Annotated in this window: 16 protein-coding genes; 8 read left to right on the top strand and 8 right to left on the bottom strand. The window is 69.5% G+C overall.

Translation table 11 applies throughout. From position 1 onward, the window contains the following. Positions 1–89: 89 nt before the first annotated feature. The 3 genes from hemW to rph are packed head-to-tail and all read right to left on the bottom strand — an operon-like array spanning position 90 to position 2,604. Complete coding sequence (hemW, locus tag EJ913_RS08735) at positions 90–1,271, bottom strand: radical SAM family heme chaperone HemW (protein WP_185909718.1); 1,182 nt, start codon at positions 1,269–1,271, stop codon at positions 90–92. Then, the gene (rdgB, locus tag EJ913_RS08730; RefSeq protein WP_126996821.1) at positions 1,259–1,858 is read right to left on the bottom strand and encodes an RdgB/HAM1 family non-canonical purine NTP pyrophosphatase; all 600 of its coding nucleotides are present in this window, start codon (positions 1,856–1,858) and stop codon (positions 1,259–1,261) included. The genes hemW and rdgB overlap by 13 nt, the downstream gene beginning before the upstream one ends. Positions 1,859–1,884: 26 nt before the next feature. Continuing rightward, positions 1,885–2,604, bottom strand: a complete 720-nt coding sequence (gene rph, locus EJ913_RS08725; RefSeq protein WP_126996819.1) for a ribonuclease PH — start codon at positions 2,602–2,604, stop codon at positions 1,885–1,887. 302 nt (positions 2,605–2,906) lie between these two features. On the opposite strand from rph, the gene EJ913_RS08720 reads away from it, so the two are divergent. The 7 genes from EJ913_RS08720 to phoB all read left to right on the top strand — a co-directional run bounded on the left by EJ913_RS08720 (position 2,907) and on the right by phoB (position 12,548). Beyond that, positions 2,907–5,171: an NADP-dependent malic enzyme gene (locus EJ913_RS08720; RefSeq protein ID WP_126996817.1), complete on the top strand. Its 2,265-nt coding sequence runs from the start codon at positions 2,907–2,909 to the stop codon at positions 5,169–5,171. A gap of 156 nt (positions 5,172–5,327) precedes the next feature. Beyond that, on the top strand, positions 5,328–6,875 hold the full coding sequence (locus EJ913_RS08715; RefSeq protein ID WP_126996815.1) for an ATP-binding protein: 1,548 nt from the start codon (positions 5,328–5,330) through the stop codon (positions 6,873–6,875). 202 nt (positions 6,876–7,077) lie between these two features. Continuing rightward, positions 7,078–8,121, top strand: coding sequence for a PstS family phosphate ABC transporter substrate-binding protein (locus tag EJ913_RS08710; RefSeq protein WP_238521089.1), 1,044 nt, complete (start codon positions 7,078–7,080; stop codon positions 8,119–8,121). 109 nt (positions 8,122–8,230) lie between these two features. After that, on the top strand, positions 8,231–9,613 hold the full coding sequence (gene pstC / locus EJ913_RS08705; protein WP_126996811.1) for a phosphate ABC transporter permease subunit PstC: 1,383 nt from the start codon (positions 8,231–8,233) through the stop codon (positions 9,611–9,613). Between the two features lie 25 nt (positions 9,614–9,638). Then, positions 9,639–10,904 (top strand): phosphate ABC transporter permease PstA, encoded by a 1,266-nt coding sequence (gene pstA, locus EJ913_RS08700; protein ID WP_238521091.1) that lies wholly within the window; start codon positions 9,639–9,641, stop codon positions 10,902–10,904. 5 nt (positions 10,905–10,909) lie between these two features. Continuing rightward, complete coding sequence (pstB, locus tag EJ913_RS08695; RefSeq protein WP_126996807.1) at positions 10,910–11,728, top strand: phosphate ABC transporter ATP-binding protein PstB; 819 nt, start codon at positions 10,910–10,912, stop codon at positions 11,726–11,728. Positions 11,729–11,843: 115 nt separating this feature from the next. Continuing rightward, entirely contained in the window at positions 11,844–12,548 is a 705-nt protein-coding gene (gene phoB / locus EJ913_RS08690; RefSeq protein WP_126997110.1) for a phosphate regulon transcriptional regulator PhoB, read from the top strand. A 173-nt stretch (positions 12,549–12,721) separates the two neighbouring features. Here phoB and EJ913_RS08685 read toward each other — a convergent pair whose 3' ends face one another. From EJ913_RS08685 to EJ913_RS08670, 4 genes are all read right to left on the bottom strand, one after another. Continuing rightward, complete coding sequence (locus EJ913_RS08685; RefSeq protein ID WP_126996805.1) at positions 12,722–13,579, bottom strand: bactofilin family protein; 858 nt, start codon at positions 13,577–13,579, stop codon at positions 12,722–12,724. Positions 13,580–13,704: 125 nt separating this feature from the next. Further along, on the bottom strand, positions 13,705–14,382 hold the full coding sequence (locus tag EJ913_RS08680) for an EI24 domain-containing protein (RefSeq protein WP_244939291.1): 678 nt from the start codon (positions 14,380–14,382) through the stop codon (positions 13,705–13,707). Between the two features lie 118 nt (positions 14,383–14,500). After that, positions 14,501–15,757, bottom strand: a complete 1,257-nt coding sequence (gene fabF / locus EJ913_RS08675) for a beta-ketoacyl-ACP synthase II (RefSeq protein WP_126996803.1) — start codon at positions 15,755–15,757, stop codon at positions 14,501–14,503. Further along, positions 15,754–16,239, bottom strand: a complete 486-nt coding sequence (locus tag EJ913_RS08670; protein ID WP_126996801.1) for a winged helix-turn-helix transcriptional regulator — start codon at positions 16,237–16,239, stop codon at positions 15,754–15,756. The genes fabF and EJ913_RS08670 overlap by 4 nt, the downstream gene beginning before the upstream one ends. 134 nt (positions 16,240–16,373) lie before the next feature. On the opposite strand from EJ913_RS08670, the gene EJ913_RS08665 reads away from it, so the two are divergent. After that, positions 16,374–17,369, top strand: a complete 996-nt coding sequence (locus EJ913_RS08665) for an adenosine kinase (protein ID WP_126996799.1) — start codon at positions 16,374–16,376, stop codon at positions 17,367–17,369. Between the two features lie 92 nt (positions 17,370–17,461). Here EJ913_RS08665 and EJ913_RS08660 read toward each other — a convergent pair whose 3' ends face one another. Next, the gene (locus tag EJ913_RS08660; protein WP_126996797.1) at positions 17,462–17,950 is read right to left on the bottom strand and encodes a hypothetical protein; all 489 of its coding nucleotides are present in this window, start codon (positions 17,948–17,950) and stop codon (positions 17,462–17,464) included. Positions 17,951–18,004 lie beyond the last annotated feature (54 nt).

The raw sequence follows: 18,004 nt of genomic DNA, 5'->3' as shown, positions 1-18,004 counted from the left end.
ACCCTTGCCGGCGTTCGGCGGAGTTCCCTCTCCCGCAACGCGGGGGAGGGTTAGGGAGGGGGCAAGCGTTGGCCGAACCTTGGAAAGGTTTACGCCAGCAAAGCCCCCAGCACCGCGTTCAACCGCTGACGGCCGTCATGAGTTGCGCGCAGGCGCTCCGCGTCGATTTCCAGGAAGCCGCCCTCGACCAGACGCTTCAGCGCGGCGGGGTCGAGAACGTCCAGCGGAGCCCGCCCGCTTTCCTCGGTCAGCCGGGCGAGGGGAACGCCTTCGGTCAGGCGCAGGCCCATCATCATCAGTTCGGTGCCGCGCGCAGCGCGGTCGATGGGATCGGGGGGCGCGGCGCCATGGCCGTCACGCTCGACCCGCTCCAGCCAGATTTCCGGAGCGCGGTGAGCGCGGGTGGCGAATTTCTCGCCGTCCAAGGTCAGCCGACCATGGGCGCCCGGACCGACGCCGACGTAATCGCCGTAACGCCAGTAAGTCAGGTTGTGACGGCTTTCCTCGCCGGGGCGGGCGTGGTTGGAAATCTCGTAGGCGGGAAGCCCAGCGGTTCCAAGAAGGCTCTGCGTCGCCTCGTAGAGGTCGCCGGCCAGATCCTCGTCGGGCAGCACCAGTTCACCGCGCGCGTGCAGGGGGAAGAAGGCGGTCCCCTCCTCGATCGTCAACTGGTAGACCGACAGATGCCCGACCGCGTGGTCCAGCGCTTGCGTCAACTCCGCCTCCCAGGCGGCGACGCTTTGCCCCGGCCGGGCGTAGATCAGGTCGAAGGAGAAGCGGTCGAAGATCGTCGCCGCCAGCCCGATGGCGCCGGTCGCCTCGGCGGCGTTGTGCTGGCGGCCGAGAAAGCGCAGCGACGTGTCGTCCAGCGCCTGGATGCCGAGCGACACCCGGTTGACCCCGGCGCTGCGGAAGGCGCGGAACTTGTCGGCCTCGATGGAGGTCGGGTTGGCCTCCAGCGACACCTCCAGCCCGGCGGCGACGGGCCAGCGTTCGGCGATGCGGTCCAGCACGGCGCCGACCGTCGCCGGCTCCATCAGCGAGGGCGTGCCGCCGCCGAAGAAGACCGAGGTGACCGTCCGGCCGGCGGTGAGGTCGGCGTAATGATCCAGCTCGCGGATCAGGGCGGCGCGCCACCGCGCGTGATCGACCCGCTCGCGGACATGGCTGTTGAAGTCGCAGTAGGGGCACTTCGACTTGCAGAAGGGCCAGTGGATGTAGATCGCGAAGCCCGGAGCGCCGCCTACGGGAGCAAAGGTCACTGGAAGCACCGCTCCACGAGCTGCTGGAAGGCGTCGGCGCGGTGGCTCATCTCGTGCTTCTTGTGCGGATCCATCTCGCCGAAGGTCATCGCGAAACCGTCGGGCCGGAACATCGGGTCGTAGCCGAAGCCCTGCGGACCCTGCGGCGGCCAGACCAGAGTGCCGTAACAGCGTCCCTCCACCGTCTCGACATGGCCGTCGGGCCAGGCGAGCGACAGGGCGCAGACGAAATAGGCGGAGCGGTCGGCCTTGCCGGCCAGACCGTCCTCCACCTTTCGCATCGCCATGGCGAAGTCCTTCTCCGGACCGGCCCAGCGGGCGGAGTAGATGCCGGGATCGCCGTTCAGCGCCGGCACCACCAGACCGCTGTCGTCGGCGAGCGCCACATGACCGGCCGCCGCCGCCGCTTTCGCCTTCAGCTCGGCGTTGGCGACGAAGGTGCTGCCGGTCTCCTCCGGTTCGGGCAGGCCCAGCTCCCCGGCCGAGGTGAAGGTCGCCACGTAGGGGCCGAGCAGGTCGGCGATCTCGCGGACCTTGCCCTTGTTGTGGCTGGCGATCACGAGCGTGTCGCCGGTGAAGCGGCGGGGAGCGGCCATGGGAGGAACCCTTCCTTATTCAGGCGTCAGGAAATGCCGAGGACGGACTTCTGCAGCGCCACCAGCTCGTTCACGCCCTTGCGGGCGAGCGCCAGCAGCTCCATGAACTGCGGCTCGGAGAAGGGGGTTTCCTCGGCGGTGCCCTGGATCTCGACGATCCCGGCCTTGCCGGTCAGCACGAAGTTGGCGTCGGCCTGGGCGTTCGAATCCTCGGGGTAGTCGAGGTCGAGCACCGCGTTGCCCTTGTAGATGCCGCAGGAGACAGCGGCGACCTGATCGGTCAACGGCATGGTCTTCAGCGCGCCGATCTGCATCAGGTGCTGGAAGGCCAGATGCAGGGCGACGTAGCTGCCGGTGATGGCGGCGGTGCGGGTGCCGCCGTCGGCCTGGATCACGTCGCAGTCGATCTTGATCTGCTTCTCGCCCATCGCCGCGCGGTTGGTGACGGCGCGCAGTGCGCGGCCGATCAGGCGCTGGATCTCCTGGGTGCGGCCGGACTGCTTGCCCTTGGCGGCCTCGCGGTCGGTGCGGCTGTGGGTGGAGCGCGGCAGCATGCCGTATTCCGCCGTGACCCAGCCCAGACCCGTGTTCTTCAGGAAGCGCGGCACCGTCTCGTCCACGCTGGCCGTGCACAGAACATGCGTGTTGCCGAACCGCACCATGCAGGACCCCTCGGCGTATTTGCTGAAGCCGGGTTCGAGCGAAACGGTACGCAATTGGTCGAGGGCGCGGCCGGAGGGGCGCATGGGCATCATCCAGAAAATCGGTTGTGAACGGCCGGCAAGCTACCGGCTATGCCCCGTGGCGTCCAGCCTCGCATCCGGGGCATGCGCGCGCCTGAGAGGATGCCGAGGAAAGCGGCCCAAGTTACCGCTGACATGATGCGATGTGTCGCAGAAGACTGGATTTTTGCATGATTCGTGCGAGAGCGGACTTGGCGACCGCCATCTCCGGGGTCTAACATCCGGCCCCCACCGTCGGCAGCGCAACCGCATCAGGGTCAAAGACGACCGACGGGCATCAATATCCGTTGAGGAACACGACACTCATGTCCGACACCAAGCGCGTCACCGACGAGGAAGCCCTGCTGCTGCATTCCAGCGGGCGCCCCGGCAAGCTGGAAATCACGCCGACCAAGCCGCTGACGACCCAGCGCGACCTGGCGCTCGCCTATTCGCCGGGCGTGGCGGTTCCCTGCCTGCGCATCGCGGAGGACCCGTCGCTCGCCTACGACTACACGGCCAAGGGCAACATCGTCGCCGTCATCTCCAACGGCACGGCGGTGCTGGGGCTGGGCGACTTGGGCGCGCTGGCCAGCAAGCCGGTGATGGAAGGCAAGGCGGTGCTGTTCAAGCGCTTCGCCGACGTGGACGGCTTCGACCTGGAGGTCGACACCAAGAACGTCGACGAGTTCATCAACTGCGTGCGCTTCCTCGGCCCCAGCTTCGGCGGCATCAACCTGGAGGACATCAAGGCGCCCGACTGCTTCATCATCGAGGAGCGGCTGCGCGAACTGCTCGACATCCCGGTCTTCCACGACGACCAGCACGGCACCGCGATCATCGCCGCCGCCGGCCTGATCAACGCCTGCGACATCACCGGGCGCAACATCAAGGACGTGAAGATGGTGGTGAACGGCGCGGGTGCTGCGGGCATCGCCTGCGCCGAGCTGTTCTGCACCATGGGCGTGCCGCGCGAGAACATCGTCCTGTGCGACACCAAGGGCGTGGTCTATCGCGGTCGCACCAGCGGCATGAACCAGTGGAAGTCCTCCTTCGCGGTCGAGACCGACAAGCGGAGCCTGGAGGACGCCGTCGCCGGGTCGGACGTGTTCGTCGGCCTGTCGGCCAAGGGCGCGATGACCCAGGAGATGGTCACGTCGATGGCGGCCAAGCCGATCATCTTCGCGCTGGCCAACCCCGACCCGGAAATCACCCCGGAGGAGGTCAAGGCCGTGCGCAGCGACGCCATCGTCGCCACCGGCCGGTCCGACTACCCCAACCAGGTCAACAACGTCCTGGGCTTCCCCTACCTGTTCCGGGGCGCGCTCGACGTCCGCGCCACCACCATCAACGAGGCGATGAAGGTCGCCGCCGCCAAGGCGCTGGCGGCATTGGCGCGCGAGGACGTGCCGGACGAGGTGGACGCCGCCTATTCCGGCCGACGCCTGCGCTACGGGGCGGAATACATCATTCCGGTGCCCTTCGACCCGCGCCTGATCGTCACCGTGCCGGCCGCCGTGGCGCAGGCCGCGATGGAGAGCGGCGTGGCGCGCAAGCCGATCGTCGACCTGTCGGGCTACCGCCATTCCCTGCGCACCCGCCTGGATCCGACCGCCGACAGCCTGGAGCTGATCCTGGAGAAGGTGCGGACCAACCCGCGCCGCGTCGTCTTCGCCGAGGGCGAGGAGGAGCGCACGATCCGCGCCGCCATGGCCTTCCGCTCCGCCGGCTACGGCACCCCGGTGCTGATCGGCCGGGAGGCGGTGATCAAGGAACAGCTGGTCGCGATGGGGCAGCCGAACGTCACGTTCGAAATCCACAACGCCCGCCTGTCCGACGCCAACCGCCGCTACAGCGATCACCTCTACCGCCGCCTCCAGCGCAAGGGCGCCCTGCTGCGCGACTGCCAGCGGATGGTCAACCAGGACCGCAACGTCTTCGCCGCCTGCATGGTGGCGCAGGGCGACGCCCACGCCATGGTGACCGGCCTGACCCGCAGCTTCGGCGTGGCCTTCGAGGAGGTCCGGCGGGTCATCGACGCCAAGGCGAACGCGCCGGTCTTCGGGCTGCACGTCTTCGTGACGCGCAACCGCACCGTCTTCATCGCCGACACCACGGTGCATGTGCGTCCCGACGGGGCGACTCTGGCCGACATCGCCATCGGCGCCGCCGCCAAGGCCCGCCAGATGGGGCACGAGCCGCGCGTGGCGCTGCTGTCCTTCTCGAATTTCGGGCAGACCCCGCATCCCAACACCGACCCGCTGCGCGAGGCGGCGGCCATCCTCGACCAGCGGCGGGTCGATTTCGAGTATGACGGCGAGATGTCGGCCGACGTGGCGCTGGACTACACGCTGATGAAGCGGGTCTACCCGTTCTCCCGCCTGTCCGGCCCGGCCAACGTGCTGATCATGCCGGGGCTGCACTCCGCCAACATCTCGGCCAAGCTGCTGAACAAGATGGCCGGCGGGCAGATGATCGGCCCGCTGCTGATCGGCTTGGACAAGCCGGCGCAGATCGTCAGCATGGGGTCCTCGGTGAACGACATCGTGACCGCCGCCGCCTTGGCCGCGCACGACTCCCTGCCCTGGTAAGACGCGGGAGCCGGTAAACGGGTGCAACGCCGCTCAACGCGTCCCCGGACGGGTTGGGCGGCGTCCCCGGTGAAAGTTTTGTGAACGCCGCGCAGGGGCCGTGGCGATGGTGTAGAAGGGCTTAACGTCCGTTCCTTCACCAATCCGGTCCCAGCCATGCGCCTCAAGACGCTGCCGCCCGCCCGCCTGATCCTTGCCGCCGCCCTGACGCTGGGGCCGCTGCTGGCGGCGCTGGTGCTGGCGGTGCGGTCGGGCGCCCTGTCCGGTCCGCTCGCGTTCTGCGGGGCGGTGCTGGGGCTGGCCGGCGCGGCGCTGGCGGTGCGGACCTACCACCGCGACGCGGCGGCCGTCGCCCATTACGTCGCCCGGCTGGCCGAGGATGGCGACCCGTCCTCCACCGCGGGCACGCCGGCCGCGTTGGGCGGGCTGGTGGCCTCCATCGCCCGCCTGCACCGCTCGGCGGCGTGGCGGACCGGACGGGTGCAGGCCCAGCTCGACACCAACGAGTCCATTCTCGACGCCCTGCCCGCCCCGCTGCTGCTGATGGACGCCGAGCGGCAGGTGACCCGCGTCAACGCCGCCGGGCGCGGCCTGTTCGGGGACAAGGTGCTGGGGCGGGATCTGGCGTCGACCCTGCGCAATCCGAACGTGCTGGAGGCGGTGGACTCGGTGCTGCGCGGCGGCGCCTCCCGCACCATCGAGTTCACGCTGCCGGTTCCGGTCGAGCGCATCTTCGAAGCGCAGGTGAAGCCCTTCCAGCGCACCCTGCCCGCTCCGGATCTGGCCCCGGATCCGGGTCCCGGCGCGCCGGGCGGGGAAACCCCGGCCGTGGCCACGGTCGTCACCCGCATGGCGATCCTGACGCTGCACGACGTCACCGCCGCCCGCCGGTCGGAGCAGATGCGCGCCGACTTCATCGCCAACGCCAGCCACGAGCTGCGCACGCCGCTCTCCTCGCTGCTGGGCTTCATCGAGACGCTGCGCGGCCCCGCCCGCGACGACGCGGAGGCTCAGGAGCGCTTCCTCTCCATCATGCACGACCAAGCCAGCCGGATGACCCGTCTGGTCAACGACCTGCTGTCGCTGTCGCGGATCGAGCTGGACGAGCACATGCCGCCCAACGGCCGGGTCGACGTGGCGGAGGAGCTGGAGAACGTCATCGCCGCCCTGGAGCTGAAGGCCGCCCAGCGCCGGATCCGCCTGCGGCTGGACGCGCCGGAGGATCTGCCGCGCGTGGTGGGCGATGAGGACCAGTTGACGCAAGTCTTCCAGAACCTCGTCAGCAACGCGATCAAATACACCCGGGAGGACACCGACGTGACGGTGTCGGTGGCGCTGGTCGACGGCGCGACGGTCGGTTTCACCGGCCTGCCCACCTCGGTGCGACGGGGCGGCCAGGGCGGCCGTGGCGGCACCGCCATGGTGTCGGTCTCGGTGCGCGACCGGGGCGAGGGCATCGCCCGTACCCATCTGCCGCGCCTGACCGAGCGCTTCTACCGGGTGGACGCGGCGCGGTCGCGGGCGATGGGCGGCACCGGGCTGGGGCTGGCCATCGTCAAGCACATCCTCAACCGCCACCGGGGCCGGCTGACCATCGAGAGCGAGGTCGGCACCGGCAGCGCCTTCACCGTCTACCTGCCGGCCGCTCCCGAGGCGGTCTCGACGGCCGCTTCCGACGCGGCGGGACAGCGCAAGGCGGGGTGAGTCCGCCCGCTTCGCCCGGCTGGTTACCCCTCCGGCGACGGCGTCATGAAACTGTCATGAAACCGTAATCATTGCGTCGCCCTTGCCGACTAAGGTCCGCCGCAACGCAGCCGGGGGAAACCCGGCCGCATCGGCGCGAGGCCACCGGGCCGCGCCCCCAATCCCTGGCCGACGGCCAATGGTTCATCTGGAGGGTTTACCCGTGATCAGCAGGAAGCACGTCTTCACCGCGGCGGCCGCCGTCGCCCTGTCCGTCGCCGTCACCGGCGGCGCCAACGCACAGTCGCGCGACCAGATCCGCGCGGTCGGCTCCTCGACCGTGTTCCCCTTCACCACCGCCGTCGCCGAGGCCTTCGGCAAGGGCGGCAAGTTCAAGACCCCGGTCGTCGAGTCGACGGGCACCGGCGGCGGCCTGAAGCTGTTCTGCGCCGGCGTCGGCCCGTCCCACCCGGACATCGCCAACGCCTCGCGCCGCATCAAGAAGTCGGAGGTCGAGCAGTGCGCCGCCAACGGCGTCACGCAGATCACCGAGCTGAAGATCGGCTTCGACGGCATCGCGCTGGCCTATTCCAAGAAGGCCCCGGAGGTCGCCCTGACCACCGCCATCCTGTGGAAGGCGCTGGCCAAGGAAGTCCCGGTCGACGGCAAGCTGGTCGCCAACCCCTACAAGAAGTGGTCGGACATCGACCCCAAGCTGCCGAACGCGGAGATCGAGGTCCTCGGCCCGCCCCCGACCTCGGGCACGCGCGACACCTTCAACGAGCTGGCGATGCTCGAAGGCTGCAAGAAGACCCCCGAGGTCAAGGCGGTCGTGGCCGACGAGAAGGCGCGTGAGAAGGTCTGCATGACCATCCGCGAGGACGGCGGCTACGTCGAGGCGGGCGAGAACGACAACCTGATCGTCCAGAAGCTGAACGCCAACCCGGCCGCCTTTGGCGTCTTCGGCTACAGCTACATCGAGCAGAACCGCGACAAGCTGCAGTCGGCCAAGATGGACGGCGTCGACCTGACCGCCCCGAACGTCGCCAGCGGCAAGTACGAGCTGTCGCGTCCGCTCTACGTGTATGTCAAGAACGCCCACGCCGGCGTCATTCCGGGCATCCGCGAGTTCATCGCGGAGTTCACCTCGGAGCGCGCGGTCGGCGACGAGGGTTATCTGGCCGACAAGGGCCTGATCCCGGAGCCCAAGGACGCCCGCGACGCGGCGCGCACCTCGGCCGTCAACCTGACGCCGCTCCAGCTCTGATCCGACGCGATGCGCGCCCGGCGGCCTTGAACGAGGCCGCCGGTTCGCCGTATCGAACAGCGGGCTTTCTCTTTCGCCCACCACGTCGCCCTTGTCCCGGCGGTTCCGCATGCAGATCACCGTTCTTGTCCTGATATTGGCCCTGCTCACCGTGATCGGCTTCCAAATGGGCCGGACGCGGGCGGCCGCCTCCGTTGGCGGGCGCGTCGTGGAGCTTCACTCCGTCCCCTCCTACCACGGCTTCTACGTCGCGCTGTGGGCCGGCCTGCCGGCCCTGTTCCTGTTCGTGCTGTGGACCGCCTCGGAAGGCTGGCTGATCATGCAGATGGTCCTCGCCTCCCTGCCCGCGCGCCTCACGAGCGGCGACCCGCAGGCGCTGAACCTGCTGAAGGCCGACATCCTCAACATCGCCCACGGCATCTCCACCGGCCGCGAGTCCGACCCCGACGTGGTCGCCGCCGCCCAGCATTACGGCACCCTGCGCGACATCGGCGACTGGAGCCTGCTGGCCGTCGGCTCCTGCCTCGCGGTGGTGGGGCTGGCCTACGGGCACCGGCGCATCGGCCCCGATCTGCGCGCCCGCAACCGGGTGGAACGGGTCGTCAGCGTCGCGCTGATCGTCTGCTCTCTGGTCGCCATCCTGACGACGGTCGGCATCGTCCTGTCGCTGCTGTTCGAGGCCCTGCGCTTCTTCGCCGTGGTGTCGCCGCTGGAGTTCCTGTTCGGCACCCACTGGAGCCCCCAGATGGCGATGCGGGCCGACCAGGTCGGCTCCTCGGGCTCCTTCGGCGCCATCCCGCTCTTCGCCGGCACGCTGCTGATCACCGTCATCGCGATGGTGGTCGCGGTGCCGATCGGCCTGATGTCGGCCATCTACATGTCGGAATACGCCAACCCGGCGGTCCGCACTTGGCTGAAGCCGATCCTGGAGATCCTGGCCGGAATTCCGACCGTGGTCTACGGCTTCTTCGCGGCGCTGACCATGGCGCCCTTCGTGCGGGTCATCGGCCAGGATCTGGGGCTCGACGTCAGCTCGGAATCGGCGCTGTCGGCCGGCATCGTCATGGGCGTGATGATCATCCCCTTCGTCAGCTCGCTGTCGGACGACGTCATCAACGCGGTGCCGCAATCCTTGCGCGACGGTTCCTACGGGCTGGGCGCCACCAAGTCGGAGACGATCCGGCAGGTCGTGGTGCCGGCGGCCCTGCCCGGCATCGTCGCCGCGATCATGCTGGCGGTCAGCCGCGCCATCGGCGAGACGATGATCGTGACCATGGCGGCGGGGTTGACGGCCAACCTGACGGCCAACCCGCTGGAGGCGGTCACCACCGTGACGACGCAGATCGCCACGCTGCTGGTCGGCGACCAGGAGTTCGACAGCCCCAAGACGCTGTCGGCCTTCGGCCTCGGGCTGGTGCTGTTCCTCGTCACGCTCTCCCTCAACATGGTCGCCCTGCGGGTGGTCCAGAAGTATCGAGAGAAATATGACTGATCTCGTGCAACAGGATACGCGGGCCATGTCCGTCACCACCGCCAAATCCCATTACCAGAGCGAGGCCTTCGCCCGCCGGCTGCGCGCCCGCTACGCGGCCGAGCGCAACTTCAAGATCGCCGGCATCGCCGCCATCGCCATCGCCTCGCTGATGCTGGTGGTGCTGCTGACCTCGATCGTGAGCAAGGGCTACACCGCCTTCTGGCAGGCGCAGGTGCGGGTCGAGGTGACCTTCGACAAGGCCCAGGTGGAGGAGCGCAACTACGCCGCCATCCTGCGCCAGGGCCTCTACGCCCAGTTCCCGCAGATCACCGAGCGGTCCGGCCGCCGCATGCTCAACGAGCTGCTGTCGTCCGGCGCGCCGTATGAGCTGGAGGCGCTGGTCGCCCGCGATCCGTCCATCGTCGGCACGACGCGGACGGTCTGGGTGCGGGCGGACGACGAGGTCGACCAGTTCGTGAAGGGTTATTTCCCGCGCACCGGCCCCGAGGCCGAGCGCCGGCTGAACGACGCCAAGATCGCCGCCGTCGACGCGATGACGGCCAGCGGGGCGCTGGTCCAGAGCTTCAACACCACCCTGTTCAGCGCCGGCGACAGCCGCGAGGCCGAACAGGCGGGCATCTGGGGCGCGGTCGTCGGCTCGCTGCTGACGCTGCTGATCACCATGGCGCTGTCGGTTCCCATCGGCATCGCCGCGGCGGTCTACCTGGAGGAGTTCGCGCCCAAGAACAAGTGGACCGACCTGATCGAGGTCAACATCAACAACCTGGCCGCCGTGCCGTCGATCATCTTCGGCCTGCTGGGCCTGGCGGTGTTCCTCGGCTTCTTCGGCCTGCCGCGCTCGGCCCCGGTGGTCGGCGGCCTGGTGATGGCGCTGATGACCCTGCCGGTGATCATCATCTCGGCCCGCGTCGCGCTGAAGTCGGTGCCGCCGTCGATCCGCGAGGCCGCGCTGGGCATCGGCGCCTCGCCGCTCCAGACGGTGACGCACCATGTGCTGCCGCTGGCGATGCCGGGCATCCTGACCGGCACCATCATCGGCATGGCGCGTGCCTTGGGCGAGACGGCGCCGCTGCTGATGATCGGCATGGTCGCCTTCATCGTCGACGTGCCGCACGGCCTGACCGACAGCGCCACCGTGCTGCCCGTGCAAATCTACATGTGGGCCGACAGCCCCGAGCGCGCCTTCACCGAACGCACCTCGGCGGCGATCATGATCCTGCTGGGCTTCCTGATCCTGATGAACGGGTTGGCCGTTTTCCTGCGCAAGAAATTCGAGAGGCGGTGGTAAGAGCCATGAACGTCCAGACCCACATCCCCACCAGCGCCCAGGCCGGCGCGCGCTCCGCCCCGGCCGTGCCGAACAAGATGGTCGCCCGCGACGTGAAGGTGTTCTACGGCGCCAAGCAGGCGCTCAAGGGCATCAACGTCGACATCCAGGAAAACAAGGTGCTGGCGCTGATCGGCCCCTCGGGTTGCGGCAAGTCGACCTTCCTGCGCTGCCTGAACCGGATGAACGACACCATCGAGAACTGCCGGGTCGAGGGCCTGATCGCGCTCGACGGCGAGGACGTCTACGGCAAGAGCATCGACGCCGTGCAGCTGCGCGCCCGCGTCGGCATGGTGTTCCAGAAGCCGAACCCCTTCCCCAAGTCGATCTACGACAACATCGCCTACGGCCCGCGCATCCACGGCATGGCGACCGGCCGCGAGGAGCTGGACGAGGTGGTGCAGACCTCGCTCCAGCGCGCCGGCCTGTGGAACGAGGTGAAGGACCGCCTGCGCGAGCCCGGCACCGGCCTGTCCGGCGGCCAGCAACAGCGTCTGTGCATCGCGCGCGCCATCGCCGTCAGCCCCGAGGTGATCCTGATGGACGAGCCGTGCTCCGCGCTCGACCCCATCGCGACCGCCCACATCGAGGAGTTGATCGACGAGCTGCGCGAGAACTTCACGATCGTCATCGTCACCCACAACATGCAGCAGGCGGCGCGCGTGTCGCAGAAGACCGCGTTCTTCCACCTAGGCGACATGGTGGAGTGCGACGACACCGAGGAGATCTTCACCAACCCGCGCGACGAGCGCACCCAGGGCTACATCACCGGCCGCTACGGTTGATGCCGAGCCTGAAGCCCTTCTCCCCTTACGGGAGAAGGGCCACAGAAAGCCTGTCGTGTTGAAGGAATTGAAAATGCTGGGTAACGTCGAAGCGCGCGCAGTGAACGGAGCCACCATGAACGCGGCGCTGAAGCCGCTCGTCCTGATCGTCGAGGACGAGGCCGACATCGTTACCCTCCTGAAGTACAATCTGGAGAAGGACGGCTTCCGCGTGGTCACCGCGACCGACGGCGAGGAGGCCTTGCTGCTGGCCGGGGAGCAGACCCCGCACATCGTGCTGCTCGACTGGATGCTGCCGCTGATGAGCGGGCTGGAGGTCTGCCGCCAGCTCCGCCGCAACGCCAAGACCCGCGACATCCCGATCATCATGCTGACGGCGCGCGGGGAAGAGGGAGACCGGGTGCGCGGCCTGAACTCCGGCGCCGACGACTACATCACCAAGCCCTTCTCGCCGACCGAGCTGGTCGCCCGCATGCGCGCGGTGCTGCGCCGGGCCTCGCCGGGGATGACCGACGAGACGCTGCAATTCGCCGACGTGACGATGGATCTGGCGGCCCACCGCGTGCGGCGCAACGGCCGCGACATCCATCTGGGGCCGACCGAGTTCCGCCTGCTGCGCCACTTCATGCAGCACCCGGGGCGCGTCTTCTCGCGCGAGCAGCTGCTGGATCTGGTCTGGGGCCACGACGTCTACGTCGAGCCGCGCACCGTGGATGTTCACATCCGCCGACTGCGCAAGGCGATGAACGAGGAGACCGAGCTGGACCTGATCCGCACCGTGCGGTCGGCCGGCTACGCGCTCGACACCAAGTCGGTGTGACGGGTGAGGGGGCGGTTTGTCCCCTCATCGCACACGGCCCCCTCCCACCCGCGTCGCGGGCACCCTCCCCCGCCTTTGGCGGTGGAGGGATTTTTGTTGGCGGCGGTCCCCTCTCCCGCGTCAGCGGGGGAGGGTCAGGGAGGGGGCAAGGCTTACTTTAAAAAACGCGGCCCTCAGACCACGTCCGCCGAAGCCAGTTCCGGCACCACCGGCGCCGCGACCGGAGCGGCCGCCTTCGGCGCCGCGACGTAGAGCTGGATGTCGCCGCTCAACTGGCCGCCGGCTTCCACCGCCAACTCGCCGTACTTGATCGAGCCGGTGATCTTGCCGGTCGACCGCACGGTCAGGCGGCCGCGCACGGCGATGTCGCCTTCGAAGCGGCCACCGATGTCGGCCTCCTCGATCTCGACCGAACCCTTGAACAGGCCGCCGTCGGCGATCTCGATGGAGCGGCCGTTGCGCAGCTTGGCCTCGACCGTGCCCTCGACCACCAGCACGTCGCAGGAACCGATCTCGCCCGACAGCGAGATGTCGCGGCCGACCGTCAGGCGGCGCTGTTCCGGCAGGGTCGGCATCGCCGGGGCCACCGGCGCGGCGGGAGCCGTCGCGCCGAGCGGGGACGAGGGGGGCGCGAGGCCGCCCGGCTGGCGCGGGGTCAGGCCGGGCGTGTCGACGACGCGGCGCGGCACGTCGGTCTTGAAACCGGCGCCGGGGATGGAGGGGGCGGTCGGGGGCTTGGGGCTGCTGCTGTTCATCTCGGATCCCTTGGGGGAAGACGTCGGATCGGGAAAGGGCGAACGGGCGCCGGGGCCGGCCATGCTGGGCAGGGAGGAAGCCGGCAGGGAGGAGGCCGGCTGGGCGGGCGCCGTCGCGGGGATGGGGGCGGGCGTCGTCAGCGACGCCAGCGGGGACGCGTGGATGGCCGTCCCGCCGGTTCCGGCACCCGGCGCGGAGGCCGGAGTCGCGGCGGCGCTGTCGGTCTTGGGCGCGTTGGAGGGCGCGGCGGGCGGAGTCTTTCGTCCGAACAGCATGAACGTTGATCCCCAATCAGGAAGCGCGGGTGGTCTCGATAAGGCGACGCCGCGTCACGACACGGCGTTCCGTCGGATCGTCCGGTGAGCCCGGACGCGACCGCGCCGCTAGCGGCGTAACACGGTCATTCGGCCCGCCGCAAGTAGCCTGTCATGGACTGCAGGACATGAACCATGAAAGCGCTGGCGACGACCGGGACCAGCAAGTTGACGAAGGGAATCGACGAAAGAAAGGCGATGATGACCCCGGCCAAAAAAGGTTTCAGCGGGCGCGCCCGCCGCAGAGCCCTGGCTTCCCCCCGGTCCATCCGGCGGTGCGCCACCATCTCGAAATACTCGCGGCCCAGCAGATAGCCGTTGACCGTATAGAAGACGACGAGGTTCAGGCCGGGGGCGGCGATGTAGAGCGGCAGCGCCAGGAGGTTGATCGCCAGCACCAGCGCCAGGAAGCGCAGCGCCGTCCCCAGCTCCGCCAGCCAGCCGTTGCGGCGGGGCGGCGGAAGCTGCGGGTAGTGGCGGGCCTCGACCCGTTCCACCACCTCGTCCAGGAAGAAGCTCGACACCGCGCCGACGGTGGCGGGGAACAGCAGCCAGGCCAGCAGCAGCACGACCAGCCCGCCCAGCAGGTCGATCACGCCGTCGACCCAGGCGTAATCGGTCAGCGGGGTCTGGAACAGCACCGCCCAGACGGTCCCGGCGAGCGCCGCGTAGGCGACGGCGGCGGACAGCACCGCCACCCAGACGACCCGGCGGGCGCGCGGGTCGGAGAGCTGGCCGAAGGCGAGGAACAGGGCGCGGATCATGCGGGGTCCTGGGTGGGGAGAGCGGAAGCCACGGGACGGGCGCCCGCTTATCTACGCTTCCACCCTCCGCGATTCCAGGCCGCTCCGGCGGATTTCCCGCCCCGGTTGACGCAACCGCTCAGGGAGCCGGGCTGAACAGCAGCGCCGCGTTGGTCCCGCCGAAGCCGAAGGAGTTGGACAGGACGTGGCGGATCCGCCGTTCCTTGGGCACCCGTGGCACGAGGTCGAGGTCGCAGCCCTCCGACGGGCTCTCCAGGTTGAGCGTCGGCGGCGCCACCTGGTCGCGCAGCGCCAGGATGCCGTAGATCGCCTCCACCGCCCCGGCCGCCCCCAGCAAATGGCCGGTCGCCGATTTGGTGGAGGACATGGAGACCGCGCTGGCCGAAGGCCCGAACAGCCGTTTGACCGCGACGATCTCCACCGGGTCGCCGGCCGGGGTCGAGGTGGCGTGGGCGTTCACGTAATCGACCGAATCCGCCGCCACGCCCGCGCGCTTCAGCGCGGCGCGCATCGCCCGGAAGGCGCCGTCGCCGTCCTCGGCCGGCGAGGTGATGTGGTAGGCGTCGCCCGACAGGCCGTAGCCGGTCACCTCGGCGTAGATGGCCGCGCCGCGCCGCTTGGCGTGCTCCAGCTCCTCCAGCACCAGCACGCCGGCGCCCTCGCCCATCACGAAGCCGTCGCGGTCGCGGTCCCACGGACGCGAGGCCCGCGCCGGGTCGTCGTTGAAGCCGGTGGACATGGCGCGGGACGCGCAGAAGCCGGCGATGCCGAGCCGGCAGAGCGCCGCCTCCGTGCCGCCGGCCAGCATGACGTCGGCGTCGTCGAAGGCGATCAGCCGCGCCGCGTCGCCGATGGCGTGGGCGCCGGTGGCGCAGGCGGTCACCACCGCGTGGTTGGGTCCCTGGAAGCCGAAGCGGATCGACACGTGGCCCGACGCCAGATTGATCAGGTTCGACGGCACGAAGAAGGGCGAGACGCGGCGCGCCCCCTTCTCGTGCAGGATCAGCGCCGTCTCGGCCATGCCCGGCAGCCCGCCGATGCCCGAGCCGATCAGCACCCCGGTGCGCTCCAGCGCCGGCTGTTCGGTCGGGCGCCACCCGGAATCGGCGACGGCCTCCTCGGCGGCGGCGAGCGCCAGCAGGATGAAGCGGTCCATCTTGCGCTGGTCCTTGGGCGGGACCAGCGCGTCGGCGTCGAAGGCGCCCTCGCCCTCGCTCGGGACGTGCCCGCCGATGCGGCAGGGCAGATCGCCGGTCTCGAAGCCCGACAGGCGGCCGATGCCGCTGTCGCCGTTCAGGATGCGGCGCCAGTTGTGCGCCACGCCGGTCCCCAGCGGGGTGACGGCGCCCAGGCCGGTGACCACCACTCGTCTCATGGAACGTCTTCCCTGTATAGTGTCTCGACGTCTCGTGCGCCGGCGCCGCCCGTCATCTCAGGGGTGACCCGCGCGGCGATGATGGGCCGCCCGCTGTCGCGGTCGACCAGCACCGGATGAAGGGTAGCGCCCGTGTCCTTGCAGACCAGCCGGAAATCCCCCTCCGGCATCAGCCAGCGGTTGCCCCAATCTGCCATCGCCAGCAGCACCGGCAGGAAATCGCGGCCCTTGTCGGTCAGATGGTATTCGTGGCGCGGCGGGCGCGGCTGGTAGAGGCGGCGCTCCAGCAACCCGGCCTCCACCAGCGTCTGGAGGCGGCGCGCCAGCATGTTGGTGGCAAGCCCGATGCCGCGCTGGAACTCGTCGAAGCGGGTGCTGCCGAGCATGGCGTCGCGCAGGATCAGCAGCGACCACCACTCCCCGACCGCGTCGAGGCTGCGGGCGATGGGACAAGGGGCGTCGGCGAGACTGGTGCGTTTCATGGCCGCGACTCTCCCACAGTCACTTTCATGATGCAAGTATCCGGCCGGCCGGCGCGCTTGTGAACGCCGCCGCCGCCGTTATACTCGCGCCGCATTCAACCTCCCCTCCCCCAGCCCTACTCCAAGGAGCGCCCATGGCCTCGGCCGCCTTCGATGTCACCGGCATCGGCAACGCCATCGTGGACGTCATCGCCCACGCCGACGACGCCTTCCTCGCCGCCAACACCATCGAGAAGGGCGCGATGACCCTGATCGATTCGGCCCGCGCGGAGGAGCTGTACAGCCGCATGGGCTCGGGCGTCGAGGTCTCGGGCGGCTCGGCCGGCAACACGATGGCCGGCTTCGCCCTGCTGGGCGGCACCGGCGCCTACATCGGCAAGGTCGCCAGGGACCAGCTGGGCGACGTGTTCGGCCACGACATCCGGGCGGCCGGCGTCCAGTTCGCCAGCGCCCCCCTGCTGGGCGGCGCGCCGACCGCACGCTGCCTGATCCTGGTGACGCCGGACGCCCAGCGCTCGATGAACACCTATCTCGGCGCCTGTGTCGAGCTGGGGCCGGAGGACATCGACGAGACGCTGATCGCGTCCTCGCAGGTGACCTATCTGGAAGGCTATCTGTGGGATCCGCCCCGCGCCAAGGAGGCCTTCCGCAAGGCGGCCGCCATCGCCCACGCCGCCGGGCGCAAGGTGTCGCTGTCGCTGTCGGACAGCTTCTGCGTCCACCGCCACCACGCCGAGTTCCTGGAGCTGGTGGAGAACCACGTCGACATCCTGTTCGCCAACGAGCACGAGATCGGCGCCCTCTACGGCACCGACCGTTTCGAGGACGCGCTGGAGGCGGTGAAGCGGCTGGGCAAGACCGCCGCCCTGACGCGCAGCGAAAAGGGCTCGGTCATCGTGTCGGGCGGCTCGGTGGTCGAGGTTCCGGCGGAGCCGGTGGAGCGCGTGGTCGACACCACCGGGGCCGGCGATCTCTACGCCGCCGGCTTCCTGTTCGGCTTCACCCGCGATCTGGCCCCGGCGGCCTGCGGCCGTCTCGGCGCGCTTGCGGCCGGCGAGATCATCGGCCATGTCGGCGCCCGTCCGGAGGTGAACCTGCGCGAGCTGGCCGCCGCCAAGGGCGCCCTGTAAGCCGCGCCCAAAATCGTCCTGCGTCCCAAATTGCAGTCACAGCCCCGTCGTGACTGCAATTTGCGGGACCGGGACCCCGCGTTCCAAGCCGCTCAGAGCTGCCCCTCCACCGCTGGGGCCGACGCCGCGGTGACCTTTTTCGACAACAGTTCCGCCGCCGTCTGCGCGTCGGGGGCGGCGACGGCCCAGCGCGCCGGCTTGCCGCCCTGGGGCACCGCCAGAAGCCACAGCTTGTCCTTGTCGCCGAAGCGCTCGGTCAGCATCTGGTATTCGGGCAGGCCGTTGCCGCGCAGCGCGGCCAGCGTCGCCTCGGCCGCCTCCAGCTCCTCCTGCTTGGCCGCAAAAGCCTTTTCCACGGTGTGAAGCGCGCTTTCCTGCTGGCGCACCGAGTGCTGGACGGTCTCCAGGTCGCGTTCCAGGGTGTTGTGGCGCTTGGAAAGGCTGGAGCGGCGCCGTTGGACCGCGAGGATGTGGCTGAGGATGCGGACCACCGAGGCCAGCACCCACACGGCGCAGGCCAGCAGCAGCAACGCTTCCATGGTCAGGACCATCAGGTCCGAACGGCCCAGGGCGACGAGCATGGCGCGCACTCCAAAAACAACCCCGAAAACCGGATGACTGGCGACCGGGTGGGG

Origin of the sequence: Azospirillum doebereinerae, from assembly GCF_003989665.1 — a bacterium.
Lineage (GTDB): Bacteria > Pseudomonadota > Alphaproteobacteria > Azospirillales > Azospirillaceae > Azospirillum > Azospirillum doebereinerae.
Note: the sequence above shows the minus strand (reverse complement) of the source record. Positions and strands in the feature narration are given on the sequence as shown.

What these genes read in the sequence shown, in the direction of transcription:
- fabF (WP_126996803.1), bottom strand. Translation starts at nt 15,757, where the DNA reads ATGAGACGAGTGGTGGTCACCGGCCTGGGCGCCGTCACCCCGCTGGGG.
- pstA (WP_238521091.1), top strand. Translation starts at nt 9,639, where the DNA reads ATGTCCGTCACCACCGCCAAATCCCATTACCAGAGCGAGGCCTTCGCC.
- EJ913_RS08660 (WP_126996797.1), bottom strand. Translation starts at nt 17,950, where the DNA reads ATGCTCGTCGCCCTGGGCCGTTCGGACCTGATGGTCCTGACCATGGAA.
- EJ913_RS08680 (WP_244939291.1), bottom strand. Translation starts at nt 14,382, where the DNA reads ATGATCCGCGCCCTGTTCCTCGCCTTCGGCCAGCTCTCCGACCCGCGC.
- EJ913_RS08685 (WP_126996805.1), bottom strand. Translation starts at nt 13,579, where the DNA reads ATGCTGTTCGGACGAAAGACTCCGCCCGCCGCGCCCTCCAACGCGCCC.
- EJ913_RS08715 (WP_126996815.1), top strand. Translation starts at nt 5,328, where the DNA reads ATGCGCCTCAAGACGCTGCCGCCCGCCCGCCTGATCCTTGCCGCCGCC.
- pstB (WP_126996807.1), top strand. Translation starts at nt 10,910, where the DNA reads ATGAACGTCCAGACCCACATCCCCACCAGCGCCCAGGCCGGCGCGCGC.
- phoB (WP_126997110.1), top strand. Translation starts at nt 11,844, where the DNA reads ATGAACGCGGCGCTGAAGCCGCTCGTCCTGATCGTCGAGGACGAGGCC.
- EJ913_RS08720 (WP_126996817.1), top strand. Translation starts at nt 2,907, where the DNA reads ATGTCCGACACCAAGCGCGTCACCGACGAGGAAGCCCTGCTGCTGCAT.
- EJ913_RS08665 (WP_126996799.1), top strand. Translation starts at nt 16,374, where the DNA reads ATGGCCTCGGCCGCCTTCGATGTCACCGGCATCGGCAACGCCATCGTG.
- rph (WP_126996819.1), bottom strand. Translation starts at nt 2,604, where the DNA reads ATGCGCCCCTCCGGCCGCGCCCTCGACCAATTGCGTACCGTTTCGCTC.
- EJ913_RS08670 (WP_126996801.1), bottom strand. Translation starts at nt 16,239, where the DNA reads ATGAAACGCACCAGTCTCGCCGACGCCCCTTGTCCCATCGCCCGCAGC.
- pstC (WP_126996811.1), top strand. Translation starts at nt 8,231, where the DNA reads ATGCAGATCACCGTTCTTGTCCTGATATTGGCCCTGCTCACCGTGATC.
- rdgB (WP_126996821.1), bottom strand. Translation starts at nt 1,858, where the DNA reads ATGGCCGCTCCCCGCCGCTTCACCGGCGACACGCTCGTGATCGCCAGC.